This window comes from Hoeflea marina, assembly GCF_003182275.1.
Lineage (GTDB): Bacteria > Pseudomonadota > Alphaproteobacteria > Rhizobiales > Rhizobiaceae > Hoeflea > Hoeflea marina.
The window spans coordinates 892,596-908,417 of sequence record NZ_QGTR01000002.1; the positions used below are offsets into that span (position 1 = coordinate 892,596).

Annotated in this window: 15 protein-coding genes; 11 read left to right on the forward strand and 4 right to left on the reverse strand. The window is 64.4% G+C overall.

Annotated features, from left to right (window positions below; all coding sequences use genetic code 11):
* Nucleotides 1–95 precede the first annotated feature (95 nt).
* The 3 genes from DFR52_RS10615 to DFR52_RS10625 form a co-directional block, all read right to left on the reverse strand.
* The gene (locus tag DFR52_RS10615; protein WP_110031879.1) at nucleotides 96–1,187 is read right to left on the reverse strand and encodes a vWA domain-containing protein; all 1,092 of its coding nucleotides are present in this window, start codon (nucleotides 1,185–1,187) and stop codon (nucleotides 96–98) included.
* A 272-nt stretch (nucleotides 1,188–1,459) separates the two neighbouring features.
* Complete coding sequence (locus tag DFR52_RS10620) at nucleotides 1,460–3,553, reverse strand: S9 family peptidase (RefSeq protein WP_110031880.1); 2,094 nt, start codon at nucleotides 3,551–3,553, stop codon at nucleotides 1,460–1,462.
* Between the two features lie 321 nt (nucleotides 3,554–3,874).
* Nucleotides 3,875–4,723 (reverse strand): LysR family transcriptional regulator, encoded by an 849-nt coding sequence (locus DFR52_RS10625; protein WP_110031881.1) that lies wholly within the window; start codon nucleotides 4,721–4,723, stop codon nucleotides 3,875–3,877.
* A gap of 97 nt (nucleotides 4,724–4,820) precedes the next feature.
* On the opposite strand from DFR52_RS10625, the gene DFR52_RS10630 reads away from it, so the two are divergent.
* Nucleotides 4,821–6,131 carry an aspartate aminotransferase family protein gene (locus DFR52_RS10630; protein WP_110031882.1) on the forward strand — a complete coding sequence of 437 codons (1,311 nt, stop codon included), beginning with the start codon at nucleotides 4,821–4,823 and terminating at the stop codon, nucleotides 6,129–6,131.
* A gap of 777 nt (nucleotides 6,132–6,908) precedes the next feature.
* Here the strand turns inward: DFR52_RS10630 and msrB are convergent.
* On the reverse strand, nucleotides 6,909–7,322 hold the full coding sequence (gene msrB, locus DFR52_RS10635; protein WP_110031883.1) for a peptide-methionine (R)-S-oxide reductase MsrB: 414 nt from the start codon (nucleotides 7,320–7,322) through the stop codon (nucleotides 6,909–6,911).
* Between the two features lie 299 nt (nucleotides 7,323–7,621).
* Between msrB and DFR52_RS10640 the strand changes: the two genes are divergently transcribed.
* From DFR52_RS10640 to DFR52_RS25090, 10 genes are all read left to right on the forward strand, one after another.
* Entirely contained in the window at nucleotides 7,622–10,033 is a 2,412-nt protein-coding gene (locus DFR52_RS10640; RefSeq protein ID WP_110031884.1) for a putative monovalent cation/H+ antiporter subunit A, read from the forward strand.
* 3 nt (nucleotides 10,034–10,036) lie between these two features.
* Nucleotides 10,037–10,456 (forward strand): Na(+)/H(+) antiporter subunit B, encoded by a 420-nt coding sequence (locus DFR52_RS10645; RefSeq protein WP_110031885.1) that lies wholly within the window; start codon nucleotides 10,037–10,039, stop codon nucleotides 10,454–10,456.
* Complete coding sequence (locus DFR52_RS10650) at nucleotides 10,456–10,833, forward strand: Na+/H+ antiporter subunit C (RefSeq protein ID WP_110031886.1); 378 nt, start codon at nucleotides 10,456–10,458, stop codon at nucleotides 10,831–10,833. Before DFR52_RS10645 ends, DFR52_RS10650 begins: the two co-directional genes overlap by 1 nt.
* 14 nt (nucleotides 10,834–10,847) lie before the next feature.
* Nucleotides 10,848–12,443, forward strand: a complete 1,596-nt coding sequence (locus tag DFR52_RS10655) for a Na+/H+ antiporter subunit D (RefSeq protein ID WP_110031887.1) — start codon at nucleotides 10,848–10,850, stop codon at nucleotides 12,441–12,443.
* On the forward strand, nucleotides 12,440–12,913 hold the full coding sequence (locus DFR52_RS10660; protein ID WP_110031888.1) for a Na+/H+ antiporter subunit E: 474 nt from the start codon (nucleotides 12,440–12,442) through the stop codon (nucleotides 12,911–12,913). The genes DFR52_RS10655 and DFR52_RS10660 overlap by 4 nt, the downstream gene beginning before the upstream one ends.
* Nucleotides 12,913–13,287: a cation:proton antiporter gene (locus tag DFR52_RS10665; protein ID WP_110031889.1), complete on the forward strand. Its 375-nt coding sequence runs from the start codon at nucleotides 12,913–12,915 to the stop codon at nucleotides 13,285–13,287. Before DFR52_RS10660 ends, DFR52_RS10665 begins: the two co-directional genes overlap by 1 nt.
* Nucleotides 13,284–13,628, forward strand: a complete 345-nt coding sequence (mnhG, locus tag DFR52_RS10670) for a monovalent cation/H(+) antiporter subunit G (protein WP_425351162.1) — start codon at nucleotides 13,284–13,286, stop codon at nucleotides 13,626–13,628. Before DFR52_RS10665 ends, mnhG begins: the two co-directional genes overlap by 4 nt.
* Nucleotides 13,629–13,889: 261 nt before the next feature.
* Nucleotides 13,890–14,315 carry a Ros/MucR family transcriptional regulator gene (locus DFR52_RS10675; RefSeq protein ID WP_110031891.1) on the forward strand — a complete coding sequence of 142 codons (426 nt, stop codon included), beginning with the start codon at nucleotides 13,890–13,892 and terminating at the stop codon, nucleotides 14,313–14,315.
* 562 nt (nucleotides 14,316–14,877) lie between these two features.
* Complete coding sequence (locus tag DFR52_RS10680) at nucleotides 14,878–15,396, forward strand: helix-turn-helix domain-containing protein (RefSeq protein ID WP_245415284.1); 519 nt, start codon at nucleotides 14,878–14,880, stop codon at nucleotides 15,394–15,396.
* Entirely contained in the window at nucleotides 15,383–15,799 is a 417-nt protein-coding gene (locus DFR52_RS25090; protein WP_110031892.1) for a hypothetical protein, read from the forward strand. The genes DFR52_RS10680 and DFR52_RS25090 overlap by 14 nt, the downstream gene beginning before the upstream one ends.
* Nucleotides 15,800–15,822 lie beyond the last annotated feature (23 nt).

Consider the following 15,822-nt stretch of genomic DNA (forward strand, 5'->3'; position numbering starts at 1 on the left):
ATTCCCTAAAGTTTTAAGGGTCGGCGCCTGGCCACGCGGGGCGCTCGCAGGCCGGTTCCCGGGATCCGGCCTGCGTGATCCTTCACGCCATTGGCCTACTGGGTGAGCCGGGTGACCATGTTCGAGGCGCGCATGCCGATGTTCTTGAACGCCGCGATCAGTTCGGCGCTGTTCTTGGCATCGAAATAATGTTGCGTCGAGGTGGCGCAATAGGACAAGAGCGCCTTGCCGCCGCTGGGTGCTGCAAAGGCGACGGTGTAGACCTCGACCTTGTCGGCCCTTGCCTCGTCGCAGAGCTTCTTGGTCGAGATGTCGGCGGAATCGTAGTTGTTGTCTCCGTCGGTCATGAACACCATGATCTCGGTCGGCACCAGCCCGGTCGAAGCCTCGTGCTCGGTCAGCTCCTTCTTGGCCGAGACCTGGTCGTAGCCCCAGCTGAACGCATCGGTCGAGTCGGTGCGGCCATCGGCCTCGAGCTTGCCGACGAAGCTCCGGACCTTGGAGGTTCCCCATTTGATGTTGCTCTTCTTGTCGAGCTGGTCGTCATACGAGACGGCGCCGGTGCGCACGTATTTCTGCTTCGGATCGGCCTCGTCGAGCTGATCGAGCAGGCTTCCGACGGCGGTCTTGAGCGCCTCGATCTTCTCCACGCCGCCGGAGTATTCCCCCATCGATCCGGACTTGTCGAGCACAAGCACCATCGACAGCGCGCTCTTGGTGGCCGCCTGGCTTTCGGACTTGCCCAGCACCGAAACGTCGAGCGTGTCGCGGCCCATGATGCGGGCAAGCTTGGTCGATGCCATTTGGCCTTGCATGGTGATCGCAACGCGCCAGACGATGTTGCCGTCGGCATCGGTAACCGGCGTCACCACGACCGCCGGCGTCACCGTGAGGTCGGTGAAGGCCGAGTTGTCCTCGGTCAGTTGGCCGGATAGAAACTGTTCGGCAAACGCCACCGCATTTGTCTGGATCAGGTCGCCCTTGGCCAGTTGCGCCGATGTGGCGAGCGCCGCGCTGTCGGCGGCGTTCTGCAGCCGTACGCGCAGCGACGTCATGTTGGCGGTATCGAGCGCCAGGCTGCCGGCAATCAGCATCACGGGCAGTGCCACGGCGGTGATCATGGCGAAATTGCCGCGCTCCTGCTTGAAAAGCGCGCGCAGCGTGGGTCGAAGATCGGTCTTGCGCATTTCGGCAGTCCTTTCTGCGTGAACTGCCTGAAAATTAGCATTCGCGCTCAAAGGAAGCCTTAAAAATCCCTGCAATCGCGCGGGATGCTGAACGGTCCGTCTGCGCGAAAGCTTGGATTTGATGGATTGTCTGTCAAATCACTGGAATTGCATGCGCCGCCGCCGGGATGTCCGACCGGACGTGGCCGGCGTCCGGTCGGTTCGGTCGGCCTTCTTTCAGGCCCGGTTGCCTCCGGCGGCGCCGACCGCGGTCGCCGGCGGTTGCGAGATGTTTACATCCTGCCCGTCACCTTCAGCGCGAAGGCATACTCGAAAGCGATTTCCTCGAGCCGCTGGAACCGCCCGGAGGCGCCGCCATGGCCGGCCGCCATGTTGATCTTGAACAGCACCGGGGCATTGCCCGTGCCCATTTCCCTGAGCCGCGCCACCCACTTGGCCGGCTCCCAGTAAGTCACCCTCGGATCGGTGAGGCCGGAGATGGCGAGAATCGGCGGATAGGCCTGGCGCGAGACATTGTCGTAGGGTGAGTAGGACGCGATCATCCTGTAGTCGCGCTCGGAGGCCACCGGGTTGCCCCATTCCGGCCATTCCGGCGGCGTCAGCGGCAGCGTGTCATCGAGCATGGTGTTGAGCACGTCGACGAAGGGGACGGCGGCGATGATGGCGCCGAAGCAGGAGGCCGCCATGTTGGCGACCGCCCCCATCAGCATGCCGCCGGCGGAGCCGCCCTGGGCGACGATGCGCTCATGGCGGGTGAAATTCTGCTCGACGAGATGCTTTGCCGCCGAGATGAAGTCGCGGAACGTGTTGGCCTTGTGTTCGCGCTTGCCCGCCTCGTACCAGCCGAACCCCTTTTCCTTGCCGCCGCGGACATGGGCGATGGCATAGACGAAGCCGCGATCGACCAGCGACAGGCAGTTGGTGTTGAAGCTCGCCGGAATGGCGATGCCGTAGGAGCCGTAGCCGTAGAGCAGGCAGGGTGCAGTGCCGTCGAGCGGCGTGTCGCGGTGATAGAGCAGCGTCACTGGCACGCTCTCGCCGTCATGCGCCGGCGCCATCACCCGGCGGGTGACATAGTCGTCGGGATTGTGGCCCGACGGCACCGTCTCCTGCTTGAGCAGGGTGCGCTCGCGGGTGCGCAGATTGTAGTCGTAGAGCTGCGTCGGCGTTGTCATCGAGGAATAGGTGAAGCGCACCACCTCGGTGTCGTATTCCATCGAGCCGTGGAAGCCGAGCGAGAAGGCCTCCTCGTCGAAGGCTATGGCGTGCTCCTCGCCGCTGGTGCGGTCGCGGATGACGATGCGCGGCAGGCCGTTTTCGCGCTCCATCCAGACCAGGTGGTTGGCGAAGGCGGATTCGGCGAGGATCAGCCGGCCCGGCTTGTGCGGCACCACCTCTGTCCAGTTCTTCGGCGCGGGATCGCTCACCGGCGCCTGCATGATCTTGAAATCCTTGGCGCCGTCGGCATTGGTCAGGATGAAGAAGACGTCGCCGCCTTCCGACAGCGAATACTCAAGCCCGGTCTTGCGCGGCGCCACCAGCTTCGGCTTGGCCGAAGGGTCGTTCGCCGGCAGCACCCACATTTCGGTGGTCTCGTGGTCGTTGATGCCGATGAAGATATAGTCGTCGAGCCGCGAGCCGTGCACGCCCATGAAGAAGCCGGAATCGGTCTCCTCGTGGATGGTGAGGTCGGCGGACTGCTCGGTGCCAAGGCGGTGATAGAGGATCTTGTTGGGGCGGTGGTTGTCGTCGACGGCGGTATAATAGAAGCCCTGCGAATCCGCGCCCCAGGCGGCCCCGCCGCCGGTGTTGGCGACCGTTTCCTCGTGGTCGGCCCCGGTGTCGAGATCGCGCACCTTGATGGTGAAGAACTCCGAGCCCTTGTCGTCATAGACCCAGAGCATGCGCGAATGGTCGGGCGAATGGTCGGTGCCGGCGAGGCGGAAATAGTCGAAGCCGTGGGCTTCGTGATCGCCGTCGAGCAGCAGCTGCTCGTCGCCGCCGGTGAGCGGCTCGCGGAAATGCAGCGGCTGCTCGCCGCCGGTGACATAGCGCACGCCGTAGCGCCAGGGACCGTCGGGCGAGGGAACCGAGGAATCATCCTCCTTGATGCGGCCGCGCATTTCGGCGAAGAGCGTTTTCTGCAGTCCGGCCGTGTCGGCCATTGCCGCCTGCTGGTAGGCGTTCTCCGCCTCCAGATGGGCGCGGATCGCCGGATCGAGCAGCGTCGGGTCCTTGAACATCGCCTGCCAGTTGTCGTCGCGCAGCCAGCCATAGGGGTCGGTGCGGGTGATGCCGTGGATCGCGGCACTCACCGGCCGCTTGTCGGCGTGCGGCGGGGTGGGCAGGGTGTCGAATACAGCCAAGACATAACTCCGGGATCAGAAACAGTGGCCCCGCACATAGACCCGGGGGCCGCGATGTTCAAGCCGGAGGGGTGAGGGGAGGGGCCGCCAGGTTTTCCTCCACCGCTTGCGGGGGCTTCGGAGCGGTGGCCACGGGCCAGAAATCGGCGAAGCCGATTTTAGCGAACGAAGGCCTGAGCGCGACGCCGCGCGAAGGCTGCATAGCGCTGCGGACGGAGGGAGGTCTCCCGTCTGCAATGGCTCCGACATCCGCCTCGACCCCATCCCCCGGCTGCGCAGGACCCTCTCCTTGCAGGGGAGGGAAAGCCCGGTATCCGCCCCTCACAACCCGGGCAGCGTCGCCCGGATGTGTTCCCCCAGCGCAGCGGCCGCCAGCGATGGCCGGGGATCGGCGAATTCCATGGCGATGCCGATTTCCGGCAGCGGCGGGAGCCCGACCGAGATGATGTGCAGGTCGGGCGGCACCGCCGTTCGGGTGAGCACGCTGATGGCGTGGCCGGACCGGGCAATCGCGATCAGGCCCGCCAGGCTGTTGCTGGCGAATGCCACCCGGTAGCGGCGGTCGACCGCGGCCATGGCGTCGCAGGCGGCGCGGTGGTCGAGCGTCATCGGCGCCGACAGCGCCAGCGGCAGGATCGGGCTCGCAAGAATCGCGGGCTCGGGCGCATCGCCGACCCAGACGAAACTCTCCTGCCGGATGACGGCTGGATCGGCGGCGTCGGGCAGCGACACCAGCGCCATGTCGATCTGGCGGCGCCGCAAGAGCGGCTTGAGATCGAGCGTCGGCGCGCAAACCATGCGCAACTCGACACCCGGATGCTGCGCACAGAAGTCCCGCAGAAGGCCTGGCAGGAAAGCGATGGAATAGTCTTCCGGGCAGCCGAGACTGACCATGCCGCTCAGCGTCCTGCCGCCCATGTCGGCGAAGATCTCGTCGTGGCGCGACATGAGCGCCTCGGCGTGGACGCGCAGTTTCTCGCCTGCCACCGTCAGACGCACGCCCGAGCCCGTGCGGTGCAGGATCTCCTGGCCGACGAGATCGCCGAGCCGTTGCATCTGCATCGACAAAGCCGACTGTGTCCGCCCCACCTGGGCCGCGGCCAGACTGATCGAGCCGGTGCGGGCGACGATGGTGAAATTTCTCAGAAGCGCGAGGTCGAGCGTTCTCATGTTATCAATTTGCCTGATATCGGATTGAAATACTATCAATTTGTCAGCGCAGGGTCGGTTGGCTAGCTTGTGTTGCAACGCACCACGAGGGGTTCCCATGTCGCTCAACGCCGATCCCGCCTTCTGGGCCTCCGCCCGCAAGCACCTGACCCGCTACGGGCCGGACTTCGAGGACATCATCGTCGAGCGCGCCGAGGGCAGCCACGTCTACGATGCCGACGGCCGCGCCATTCTCGATTTCACCTCCGGCCAGATGAGCGCCGTACTCGGCCATTCGCATCCCGACATCGTCGCCACCGTCGACCGGCAGATGCGCTCGGTGGCGCATCTCTTTTCCGGTATGCTCTCGCGCCCGGTGGTTGAACTTGCAGCAAGGCTGGCCGAGCTCGCGCCCGGACTCGACCGGGTGCAGTTGCTCACCACCGGTGCCGAATCCAACGAGGCCGCCATCCGCATGGCCAAGCTCGTGACCGGCGGCCACGAGATCGTCGCCTTCGCCCAGAGCTGGCACGGCATGACCGGCGCCGCCGCCTCGGCCACCTATTCGGCCGGGCGCAAGGGCTACGGCCCGGCCGGCGCCGGCTCCTTCGTCATTCCCGCGCCCAATTCCTACCGCCCGCGCTTCACCCGCCCGGACGGCACCAACGACTGGCAGGCCGAACTCGACGACGCCTTCGCGCTCATCGACAGCCAGTCGACCGGCAGCCTCGCCGCCTTCATCGCCGAGCCGATCCTGTCCTCCGGCGGCATTCTTGAACTGCCGCTCGGCTATCTCGCCGCATTGAAGAGGAAATGCGAAGAGCGCGGCATGCTGCTCATCCTCGACGAGGCGCAGACCGGCATCGGCCGCACCGGCCACATGTTCGCCTTCCAGCGCGACGGTGTGACGCCGGACATATTGACGCTGTCGAAGACGCTCGGCGCCGGCCTGCCGCTCGCCGCGGTGATGACCACCGAGGCAATCGAGGCGAAGGCGCACGAGCGCGGCTTCCTGTTCTACACCACCCATGTCTCCGATCCGCTGCCCGCCGCCATCGGCGTCACCGTGCTCGAAGTCATGGCCCGCGACGGCCTGGTCGACTGCGCGGTCGCCCGCGGCGGCCAGCTCCGCGACGGGCTGCTGGCGCTCAAGCAGCGCTTCGATTGCGTCGGCGACGTGCGCGGCCGCGGCCTGCTGCTCGGCCTCGAGGGGGTCGCCGACCGTCAGTCGAAGGCGCCGGGCTTCGAGCTTGGCGCCCGGGTGATGGCGAAGGCGATGGAGAAGGGGCTCAGCATGAACATCGTCAAGCTGCCCGGCATGGGCGGCGTCTTCCGCATCGCCCCGCCGCTGACGGTCTCCGAAGCCGAGATCGAACAGGGTCTGGGCATCATGTCGGAGTCGATCGAGGCGGCGCTGAAGGCGGGCTGAGGGCAGGGAGCGGGGAGCTCCGGAATACCAGGAGCCCGCTCTCCCCCTTGCGGTGGGGTCCGAAGGACGGGGAGCGGCCGGTGACGCGAGCCTGTCGCCGAAGCGACAGAGGGGGGCATTGATCCGGATTCGCTGTTTGCGGCGTCACCCCCTCTGTCTGCTGCGCAGACATCTCCCCCGCAAGGCTGCGGCATTCACACATCGTTGTGGTGGCCCATCGGCGAAGATGAAAGGACGAGATTTCAGCGTCCTGATCGACTCGCGCGCGGCATACATTGCAGGCAAGGGATGTTGCGGATGCCTCCGGACCCCCTCACCAACAAAATCTACAGCTTGGCCCTTCGGTCCAAGGCTGTGATTTTGTATCCTCTCCCACCAAGGGAGAGGTAGAAATGCGGAACCCGCGGCGTGTCCCCCTCTCCCTTGGTGGGAGAGGAAGCAATTTCAGCGTCTTAACGCAGTTAAGCGCTAGAAATTGCAGGTGAGGGGGTGTGGCCGCCCGCCGCCTGGCTCTTGTCATCTAGCCCCACGCTGTCAACATGCCCAGCCACCTCCGGAATGTGTGAATCTCGCAGCCCCCAAAAGGGGGGGCGACGGGAGCCCTGCCATGCGCCTCCCGGCAACTGCCTTGCCGCTCTTACCAGTTTGTCATTTGGCGCTGGCGGGTTTTCGAGGAGCCCAAAATCAACAAGCTGTCGCGCTCGCTCAGTGGTACGGCTCTCCGCTCAGCACTATTCTTCACAACCTTCTTCGAAACCATCCCGCTCTTGAGCGCCCTCACTCCGCCTTGTCGAAGTTCATCGCCACGCCGTTCATGCAGTAGCGCAGGCCCGTGGGCTTGGGGCCGTCGGGGAAGACGTGGCCGAGATGGGCGTCGCAATCGGCGCAGCGGATCTCGGTGCGGGTCATGAAGAAGCCGCGGTCGGTGTGCTCGCTGACGGCGTCGGGAGCAATCGGTGCATAGAAACTCGGCCAGCCGGTGCCGGAATCGAACTTTGTCTCGGACGAAAACAGCGGCCTGTCGCAGCACACGCAGGTATAGGTGCCACGGGCGTGCTGGTCCCAGTTGGGGCCAGTGAAGGCCCGCTCGGTGCCGTGCTTGCGCGCCACCTTGAACTGTTCGGGCGTCAGCTGCTCGCGCCATTCGGCTTCCGTCTTCTGCACTTTCAGGGGTGTTGTCGTGTCGGACATGGAACCTCGCTTTCAGTGTGGAAAATAGGGCGGGCCGCACGCCAGTGCAACACGCGCGGCGACCGGCTCGTGCCGGGTCCGGTCAATTTCCCGCGAGCGGTCGTGACCGCGGCAGTGCTGTGGCGTGAGGTCGCAGACGATGAAGAAGATCCCTCCGCCACTGTATTGGCGCGGAATTCGAAAGATCGTTTTCCACCCTTTATCCCGCCCTTTCCCTTGCGATATGACAAGCGGGTCCTTAAGTGTCTGACACTGAACAACCGGCCCGATGAAGTGGCTGGACCAATCGGGAATACCTCATGAGCGCCGCAGCGCCAAGCCTGACGTTTCTTGCCCTGTGCCTGCCGTTTCTGGCGGCTCTTGTCGCACCGGCGCTCACCAGGCGGATGGGCCACAATGCGGTATGGATACTGGCGTTGGCGCCGGCTCTCGCCTTCATCCATTTTCTCGGATTTCTGCCTGCCGTCGCCGATGGCGGCGCGATCACCGGCGGATATGCATGGGTGCCGTCCTTTCGGGTCAGCTTCTCCTGGCTGATCGACGGCCTGTCGCTGACCTTCGCGCTGCTGATCACCGGCATCGGCACGCTGATCGTTCTCTATTCCGGCGGCTATCTCAAGGACGACGCCCATCTCGGCCGCTTCCTCAGCTTCATGTTCATGTTCATGGGCGCCATGCTCGGGCTTGTGGTGTCCGACGGCTTCCTCATGCTGTTCGTGTTCTGGGAGCTGACCTCGATCACCTCGTTCCTGCTCATCGGCTTCGACCACACCAGAGAGGCCTCGCGCCGCGCCGCCATCCAGGCACTGGTTGTCACGGGAACCGGCGGCCTGGCGTTGCTGGCCGGCCTCATCGTGATCTGGAACATCACCGGCGTCACCCAGCTCTCCGAGCTCATCGGTCTGGGTGACGTGCTGCGCGAAAGCCCGTTCTATCTCATGGCTCTGGTCCTGGTGCTTGGCGGCGCCTTCACCAAATCGGCGCAGTTTCCGTTCCACTTCTGGCTTCCCAATGCCATGGAGGCGCCGACACCCGTTTCGGCCTATCTGCACTCCGCCACCATGGTGAAGGCAGGCATCTATCTGCTGATGCGGCTCAACCCGGTGCTGGGCGACACCGCGGCCTGGACCACGATCCTGCCGGTCTTCGGCGGCGTGACGCTGCTCGTCGGCACCTTTCTCGCCATCCGCCAGACCGACCTCAAGCAGATGCTGGCCTACACGACGGTCTCGTCGCTGGGCCTCCTGGTGATGCTGACCGGCTTCGGCTCCGACCACGCCATCGCCGCGGCCGTGCTCTACCTGGTGGCGCACTCGATGTTCAAGGGCTGTCTGTTCATGGTCGCCGGCCTCATCGACCACGGCACCGGCAGTCGCGACATCACGCGGCTGGGCGGACTGCGGGCCGCCATGCCGATCACCTTCGCCGCCGCCATGGCGGCCGCCTTCTCGATGGGCGGCCTGCCGCCCTTCTTCGGCTTTCTCGGCAAGGAAGAGATCTACGAGGCGCTCTGGCACGCCGACACCTGGTCGCTGGCCTTTGTCGCCGTCGCGGTGATCGGCAACGGGCTGATGTTCGTCATCGGCTTTGCCGTGGCCATCAAGCCCTTCTTCGGCCCCGTCCGGGAGACGCCGCTGCATGCGCATGAAGGGCCGGCGCTGATGTGGATCGGGCCGGCAGTGCTGGCGCTCGGCGGCCTGGTCGCGGCTCTTGTCTCGCCGGTGACGCACCGTTTCGTCAGTTCGCCCATGGCCAGCGCCGTCCACGGAGCGCCGGAACTGGTGACGATCTCGCTCATTCCGCATATCGGCGCGCCGCTGCTGCTGTCGCTGATCACCATCGTCTTCGCGGTGGCCGTCTATCTCGGCCTCGATCGCGCGCGCCGTTTCGCCGATCGAAGCCTCAGGGCCATCGGCTGGGGCCCCGACCGCGGTTTCGATCAGTTCATGTCAGGCCTGGTGCGGGGTTCACGCCGCATCACGGGGGTCATGCAGCCCGGTCGGCTCGACATCTACATGGGGGTGACCTTCGTCTTCATAGCCCTGGCTCTGCTGGTGCCGATGGCGGTCTATGACGAATGGCCTGCCAGGCCGGTCTGGCCGGAGGATGCGGCGTTCCACGAACTGACCATCATGGCCATTGCCTTCATCGGCCTGCTGGCGGTCATCTATGCCCGCGACCGGCTCACCGCCATCGTGTCGTTGGGGATCCAGGGATTTGCGGTGGCGCTGATCTTCATGCTCTTCGGCGCCCCCGACCTGTCATTCACCCAGTTCATGGTGGAGACCCTCTCGGTCGTCATCCTGGCGCTGGTGATGACCCGTCTGCGGCTGACCGCGGCCGACCACCGGCCGACCGGGCAGAAGCTCATCGATTTTTCCATCGCGCTCGCCTGCGGCACCGGATTCATGCTGTATCTGCTCGCGGTGACCCAGCAGCCGTTCCGGCCCTATCTGAGCGAGTTCTTCGAAGCCTATTCGAAGGTGATCGCCCACGGCGGCAACATCGTCAACGTCATCATCGTCGACTTCCGCGGCACCGATACGCTGGGTGAGATCGCCGTCGTCATGATCACGGGGCTGGCCATCCTGTCGCTGATCAGGGTGCGGGCGTCGCGCCCCGACCAGCCCATTGTCGACAATGATCCCGATTCCGAGCCCACGCCCACCGGCGCCTGGCGCAAGGGCCGCAAGCTCGGCGAGGGAGCCTGATCCATGCGCACCGTCATCTTCCGCACCGTCGCACCCTATCTCACCAGCCTGATGGTGCTGTTTTCGATATTCGTGCTGCTGCGCGGCCACAACGAGCCCGGCGGCGGCTTCATCGGTGGGCTGATCGCGGCCTCAGCCTTCGCCATCTACGGCATCGCCTGCGGCGTCGCACCGGTGCGACGCGCCATCCATTTTCACCCCATGGCCATCGCCGCCTTCGGTCTGTTTCTCTCGGGCATGGCCGGCGTGCTGTCGATCTTCGTGTCCAGGTCCTACATGTCCGGATTGTGGACCAGTGTCCATTTCTTCGGCAACTGGATCGATCTTTCCACGGTGCTGATCTTCGACATCGGCGTCTATCTTGTCGTCGTCGGCGCGATCACCTCGATCGCGCTCGCGCTGGAAGAAAGGGACCGCGACTGATGGAAGCCCTGTTTGCATTGCTGGTGGGCGCGCTGTTCACTGTCTCGATCTACCTGTTCCTGTCCAAGCACATCATCCGCATCCTCATGGGCGCGGCCATCCTCGGCAACGCCGTCAACCTCCTCATCTTCACGGCCGGGCGCGTCACCCGCGAGGTGCCGCCGATCATCCCGCCGGAGTTCGATGTGCCGCAGAGCGTGGTCGCCAATCCGCTGCCGCAGGCGCTGATCCTGACGGCGATCGTGATTTCCTTCTCCTTCTTCGCCTTCCTCCTGGTGCTTGGCTATCGCGCCTATCAGGACCTGGAAACCGACGATTCCGACGAAATGCGCGTGGCCGAGCCGGTGGACGACGTTCCGCCGCCGCTCGGTTACTGAGGGCGGATGCAAGAATGGCCATAACAAGCGAACCGCTCAAGGACCTGTCCGTCGCCATGGTGACCGAACCGGTGACCATGGCCCAGTGGCTGCTGATCGCGCCGGTGGTCTGGTGCCTGCTGGTCGGCGCGGTGCTGCTGATGCTGCGCAAGCACACCTGGCTGCAGCCGCTCATCGCGATTCCGGCGCTGGCCGTGCTGTGTCTGCTCGACGGGCTGTTGCTGGCCCACGTGATGGTGTCGGGGCCGCTGACCATGACCATGGGGAGTTGGTTGCCGCCCTTCGGCATCTCGTTCACCACCGACAGTCTCGGTGCGCTGTTCGCTCTCACCTCGGCACTGGTGGCGCTAGCCGCTGGCGTCTTCGGTCGCACCGATGTCGACGACACCGGCCGCCGTTACGGGTTCTATCCGTTCGTGCTGCTGATGATGGCCGGCGTTTCCGGTGCGTTTCTCACCGGAGACATCTTCAACCTCTATGTCTGGTTCGAGGTGCTGCTGATCGCCTCCTTCGGCCTTCTGGTGCTGGGCTCGGAAAGGGCGCAGCTTGACGGAGGGGCCAAATACGCCTTCCTCAACCTGATCGCCACGACGCTGTTTCTGGTCGCCACCGGCTATCTCTACGGCCTCTTCGGCACCCTCAACATGGCCGACATCATCGTCAAGGCTCCGGAACTGCGCTCCAGTGCGCCGCTGATGACGCTGGTGACGCTGTATCTGCTCGCCTTCGGTATGAAGGCGGCCGCCTTTCCGGTCAATTTCTGGCTGCCCGCCTCCTATCACACGCCGCGACTTGTCGTGTCGGCGCTGTTTGCGGGCCTTTTGACCAAGGTCGGCATCTACGCACTGCTGCGCACGCTGGTCATGCTGTTTCCCTTCGAGCGGACCGGTCTGGCCGACATCATCGCCATCGTGGCCGCCGCCACCATGCTCTCGGGCGTGATCGGTGCGCTGGCGCAGAACGACATCCGCCGTTCCCTGGGGTTCCTCATCATATCCGGCATCGGCGTCATGCTGGCAGGCCTCGCTCTGGGAAGCGCCGCCGGCCTCTCCGGCACGGTGTTTTACGCCGTCCATTCGATGGTGGTGATGGCGGCGCTGTATTTCGCGGTGGGGCTCGCCGCGCGCATCAACGGCGGCTTCACCCTGAGCGCTGGCGGCGGCATCTACCAGGCCCACGCCGGACTGGCCTTCGTCACCCTGGCGCTGTTCTTCTCCGTCGCCGGCCTGCCGCCTTTTTCGGGCCTGTGGCCCAAGGTGATCCTCGTCAAGGCGTCGCTGGACGTCGGGGCCTGGTGGCTGGCCGCGGCGATTCTCGTGACAGGCATTCTCACCACCGTCACGGTCGGCCGGATCTGGGCACTCGCCTACTGGCGCCCGGCGCCGGTGGACGACTTGACCCGGTCGGCGTCCGAGCATGACGCCGAACCGCCGCAGCCCGTCCGGCTGCCGCGCGGCGCCATAGCGGCACTGGCGGGTCTGCTGCTTCTGACGACGGCATTCGGCGTCTGGCCCGAGCCGCTGATCCGCCTGTCGCAGGACGCCGCCATTGGCCTGCTCGATCCGTCGGCCTATGTGCTGTCGGTGTTTCCCGGTGAGGTGCCCCGATGAGCCTGTTCCTGATCAATGTCCTCCTCGCGCTTGCCTGGGCCGCCGTCACCGGCTCCTTCACATTCCTCAACCTCGCTTTCGGCTTCGTGCTTGCCACGGGTGCGCTGTCGCTCATTCGCGAACAGGTGGGGTCGGTGGGATATTTCTCCCGCGCGCGCCGTGTGATCTCGTTGATGCTCCTGTTCGTCTATGAACTCATTCTGTCGGCCTGGAAGGTTGCGGTGCTGGTGCTGACGCCGCGGATGGATCTCAAGCCGGGCATCTTTGCCTATCCGCTCAAGCTCGACCGCGATTTCGAGATCACGCTGCTGGCCAATCTCATCACGCTCACCCCCGGCACGTTGTCGGTGGACGTCTCCGATGATCGCCGCTTTCTGTATGTGCATGCCATCGACTGTTCAGATCCCGATTCCATTCGCCGCGATATCGCCGAGGGGTTCGAGCGCAAGATCATGGAGGCCTTCCACTGATGGATCCAACGGCCATACTCGACATGGCGGTGACGATTGCGCTGATCCTCCTCAGCCTGTCCTTCCTGCTCACCATCTTCCGAATACTCAGGGGGCCGACCCTTCCTGACCGTATCGTCGGCCTGGACATGCTGGTGGCCATTGCCATTGGATTCATCGCCGTCATCGGCATCAAGACCCGCTATGCCCTCTATGTCGATATCGCCATCGCGCTGGGGCTGGTCGGCTTCCTCGCGACCGTGGCGTTCGCCCGCTTCGTGCTGTCGCGCGGCAAGACGGAGGACGACATCCTGACCGAATCGCGCAATGCGGCGCAACGCGCCGCGAAGGACGCGCGGCGCGCGGCCGGAAACAACGGCAAGGGGAATACATGATGGCTTCACTGCTCACGCTGGTCTCTGCTGCCCTAGTCGTCATTGGAGCGTTCTTTGCACTTGTCGCCTCCATCGGCCTGCTCAGGCTGCCGGACGTCTACACGCGCATGCATGCGGCTTCCAAGGCCGGAACCATGGGCTCCGGACTGCTCCTGATCGCGCTTGCCATTCACGCCGGCGACACCGGAACCATGAGTCGGGCGCTGGCGGGTGTCGTCTTTTTCCTGCTCACAGCGCCGATCTCGGCGCACCTGCTCGCCAAGGCCGCCTATAGTGTCGGATATCGGCTTGATGCCATTTCCGTTCGCGACGAGATGGCCGAAAACGTGACTAATGACTGATTAAAGAACACATTTAAGCCACAAAATACAACTTATATGATATATCAGGATAATTATCTACTGAGACATGTAGTAGACTTCATGAAAGTACCATCGATTATTGACATTTGATGTTTTTGCTAAATCTAACACTTGTGTACTGCGTAAATCTATGTAATCCCCAGCACTGGGTGGATGCATGTATATAGTTGAATAGTTAAACCGTGAAACAAGAAAAAGCGTCCAGCTTTTCGCGTCCGCCCCAACCGTTAGGACCCCGACATGAACGAACTTGCACCTGAGAACAATTCAGAATTTCTCATCGAACTGACCTCGGAAATCGTTGCCGCTTTCGTGACCAACAATTCGGTCGCAGCTGCTGATCTCCCGTCACTGATCATCAACGTCCACGGCGCTCTTGGCGGCGTTTCCGGTGCTTCCATCGCGGAAGTCGTCGAGAAGCCCAAGCCGGCAGTTCCCGTGCGCCGTTCGATCCAGCATGAATATCTGATCTGCCTTGAAGACGGTCAGAAGTTCAAGTCGCTCAAGCGCCACCTGATGACCCACTACGGCCTTTCGCCTGAACAGTACCGCGAAAAGTGGGAACTGCCCGCCGATTATCCGATGGTTGCCCCGGCCTATGCCGAAGCGCGTTCGCGGCTTGCCAAGGAAATGGGCCTGGGCCAGAAGCGCAAGCGCGCCAAGTAAGGACGCCGGGCAGTTCCAGAATGGCGGCGGGTGCGTCAACCGCCCTCCGCCTGAACCGGAGCGGCCCGCCCTGCGCGTCGTTCCGTCGCGCGCAGCGGCTTGATAATCCCTCAGAGGAAAAATGCCGTGGCTTGCGCCGCGGCTTTTTTCGTTGTGGCGGCGGCCTCGGCGCAGGAGATGCCGGCTGGGTCCGCACGCAAAGAGGCCTGGCCGTTCCCGATTGCCGGGCGACACCTCGTGATCCGCCGGAGGCCGCGTGACCGTCCCGATCCTGCCCGCCGGTGCGGCGCCAAGGGCAGGGATATCCAATCGGTCCTTGCGGGTGCTGCCGCGCGCGCCGGGCTCGGCCCGCGCTTAGACCCGCCCCTCATTCATGGCTCACGCAGGCCGATCAAGCGCGGAGTCTCACGCCAGTGCGAGTGTAGGAAAAAATTCCGAAAATTCTTGTGACAAGGTTGAAAGAATGACGCAATATCAATCACTCTACCCGTTTCAGGAGTGACGCGCGTCCCTAGGGCTGGTATAAGGTGTATGAATAAAATCCTATCACGGAGGATTTTTCATGACAGACAAACACCGCTCTGCTTCCGCACCGGACCCCGCAGCGCCCGCACAGGGCGATGCGGCCGCCGCTGCTGCATCGGCGCCCGCTCTGCGAAAGCGCCGCCTCGCGCCTGACGTCGATCACCGCCACGGCTCGGCTGTGCTGGTGCCGATGACCCCCGCCCTTGACGATCTTCGCTCCGCTCCCGCCGTCGCTCATTGCTGCCGCGCAATCCGGCGGCTGGTGGGCGAACTCTTTGAGCTGGCCTGCATGCAGCAGGTGCTGGAGCCGGGAGCGGTACGCCGGCCGCAGTGTCATGTCCGGCAGATCTCGATGTATCTGTGCCGGGTGGTGCTGTCATTGTCCTATGGCGCCATCGGCAGGGCAATGGGCCGCGATCGCTCCACCGTGGTGCATGCCTGCGCGGCGGTCGAGGACCGCCGAGATGACCGCGCCTATGATGCCTTTGTCGAACGCTGCGAGCGCTGTGTGCTCGCCGTCTTCGCGACGCGGGAGTCCGGCCATGGCGAAGCCTGATGCGAAGCCGCTCTCCGAGCGCAATCTGGCGGCCACCCGCAAGGCTTTTGCCGGCCTGCTTCGCTTTCTGGTCCGCTCAACCGCGCGGCTCGAGGCGACCGGAGGCGGCGAGGGGCTGCTGGTGCGCGCCGATCACCAGAGCCGCCGCTTTGCGCTCCCGGTCATTGCCGCGGCCCGGGCACGCGGACTGCTTGAGGGCAACGACGCCGAAGTCAGGCTGTCGATGGCGGGCAGGGCCGCGCTGCGGCGCCTGCTTGCCGATCCCGACAGCGCCTTTCAGGACCAGCACCGCGATCTGGCGCGCCGCGCCGATGCCTCCGGCGACACGATCCTCGTCAACTCGCTGGAATCGCCGCTGGCTGCGCTTGGCCGGATCAGGACAGGAATGGCAAGCGCTGGCTGACCGACGCAATGGTGGCGGCGGGA

Bases quoted from the DNA above. Each gene is read 5' to 3' on its own strand.
- DFR52_RS10675 (WP_110031891.1), top strand. From the start codon at position 13,890: ATGAACGAACTTGCACCTGAGAACAATTCAGAATTTCTCATCGAACTG.
- DFR52_RS10615 (WP_110031879.1), bottom strand. From the start codon at position 1,187: ATGCGCAAGACCGATCTTCGACCCACGCTGCGCGCGCTTTTCAAGCAG.
- DFR52_RS10680 (WP_245415284.1), top strand. From the start codon at position 14,878: ATGACAGACAAACACCGCTCTGCTTCCGCACCGGACCCCGCAGCGCCC.
- msrB (WP_110031883.1), bottom strand. From the start codon at position 7,322: ATGTCCGACACGACAACACCCCTGAAAGTGCAGAAGACGGAAGCCGAA.
- DFR52_RS10650 (WP_110031886.1), top strand. From the start codon at position 10,456: ATGGAAGCCCTGTTTGCATTGCTGGTGGGCGCGCTGTTCACTGTCTCG.
- DFR52_RS10660 (WP_110031888.1), top strand. From the start codon at position 12,440: ATGAGCCTGTTCCTGATCAATGTCCTCCTCGCGCTTGCCTGGGCCGCC.
- DFR52_RS25090 (WP_110031892.1), top strand. From the start codon at position 15,383: ATGGCGAAGCCTGATGCGAAGCCGCTCTCCGAGCGCAATCTGGCGGCC.
- mnhG (WP_425351162.1), top strand. From the start codon at position 13,284: ATGATGGCTTCACTGCTCACGCTGGTCTCTGCTGCCCTAGTCGTCATT.
- DFR52_RS10640 (WP_110031884.1), top strand. From the start codon at position 7,622: ATGAGCGCCGCAGCGCCAAGCCTGACGTTTCTTGCCCTGTGCCTGCCG.
- DFR52_RS10665 (WP_110031889.1), top strand. From the start codon at position 12,913: ATGGATCCAACGGCCATACTCGACATGGCGGTGACGATTGCGCTGATC.
- DFR52_RS10645 (WP_110031885.1), top strand. From the start codon at position 10,037: ATGCGCACCGTCATCTTCCGCACCGTCGCACCCTATCTCACCAGCCTG.
- DFR52_RS10630 (WP_110031882.1), top strand. From the start codon at position 4,821: ATGTCGCTCAACGCCGATCCCGCCTTCTGGGCCTCCGCCCGCAAGCAC.
- DFR52_RS10625 (WP_110031881.1), bottom strand. From the start codon at position 4,723: ATGAGAACGCTCGACCTCGCGCTTCTGAGAAATTTCACCATCGTCGCC.
- DFR52_RS10655 (WP_110031887.1), top strand. From the start codon at position 10,848: ATGGCCATAACAAGCGAACCGCTCAAGGACCTGTCCGTCGCCATGGTG.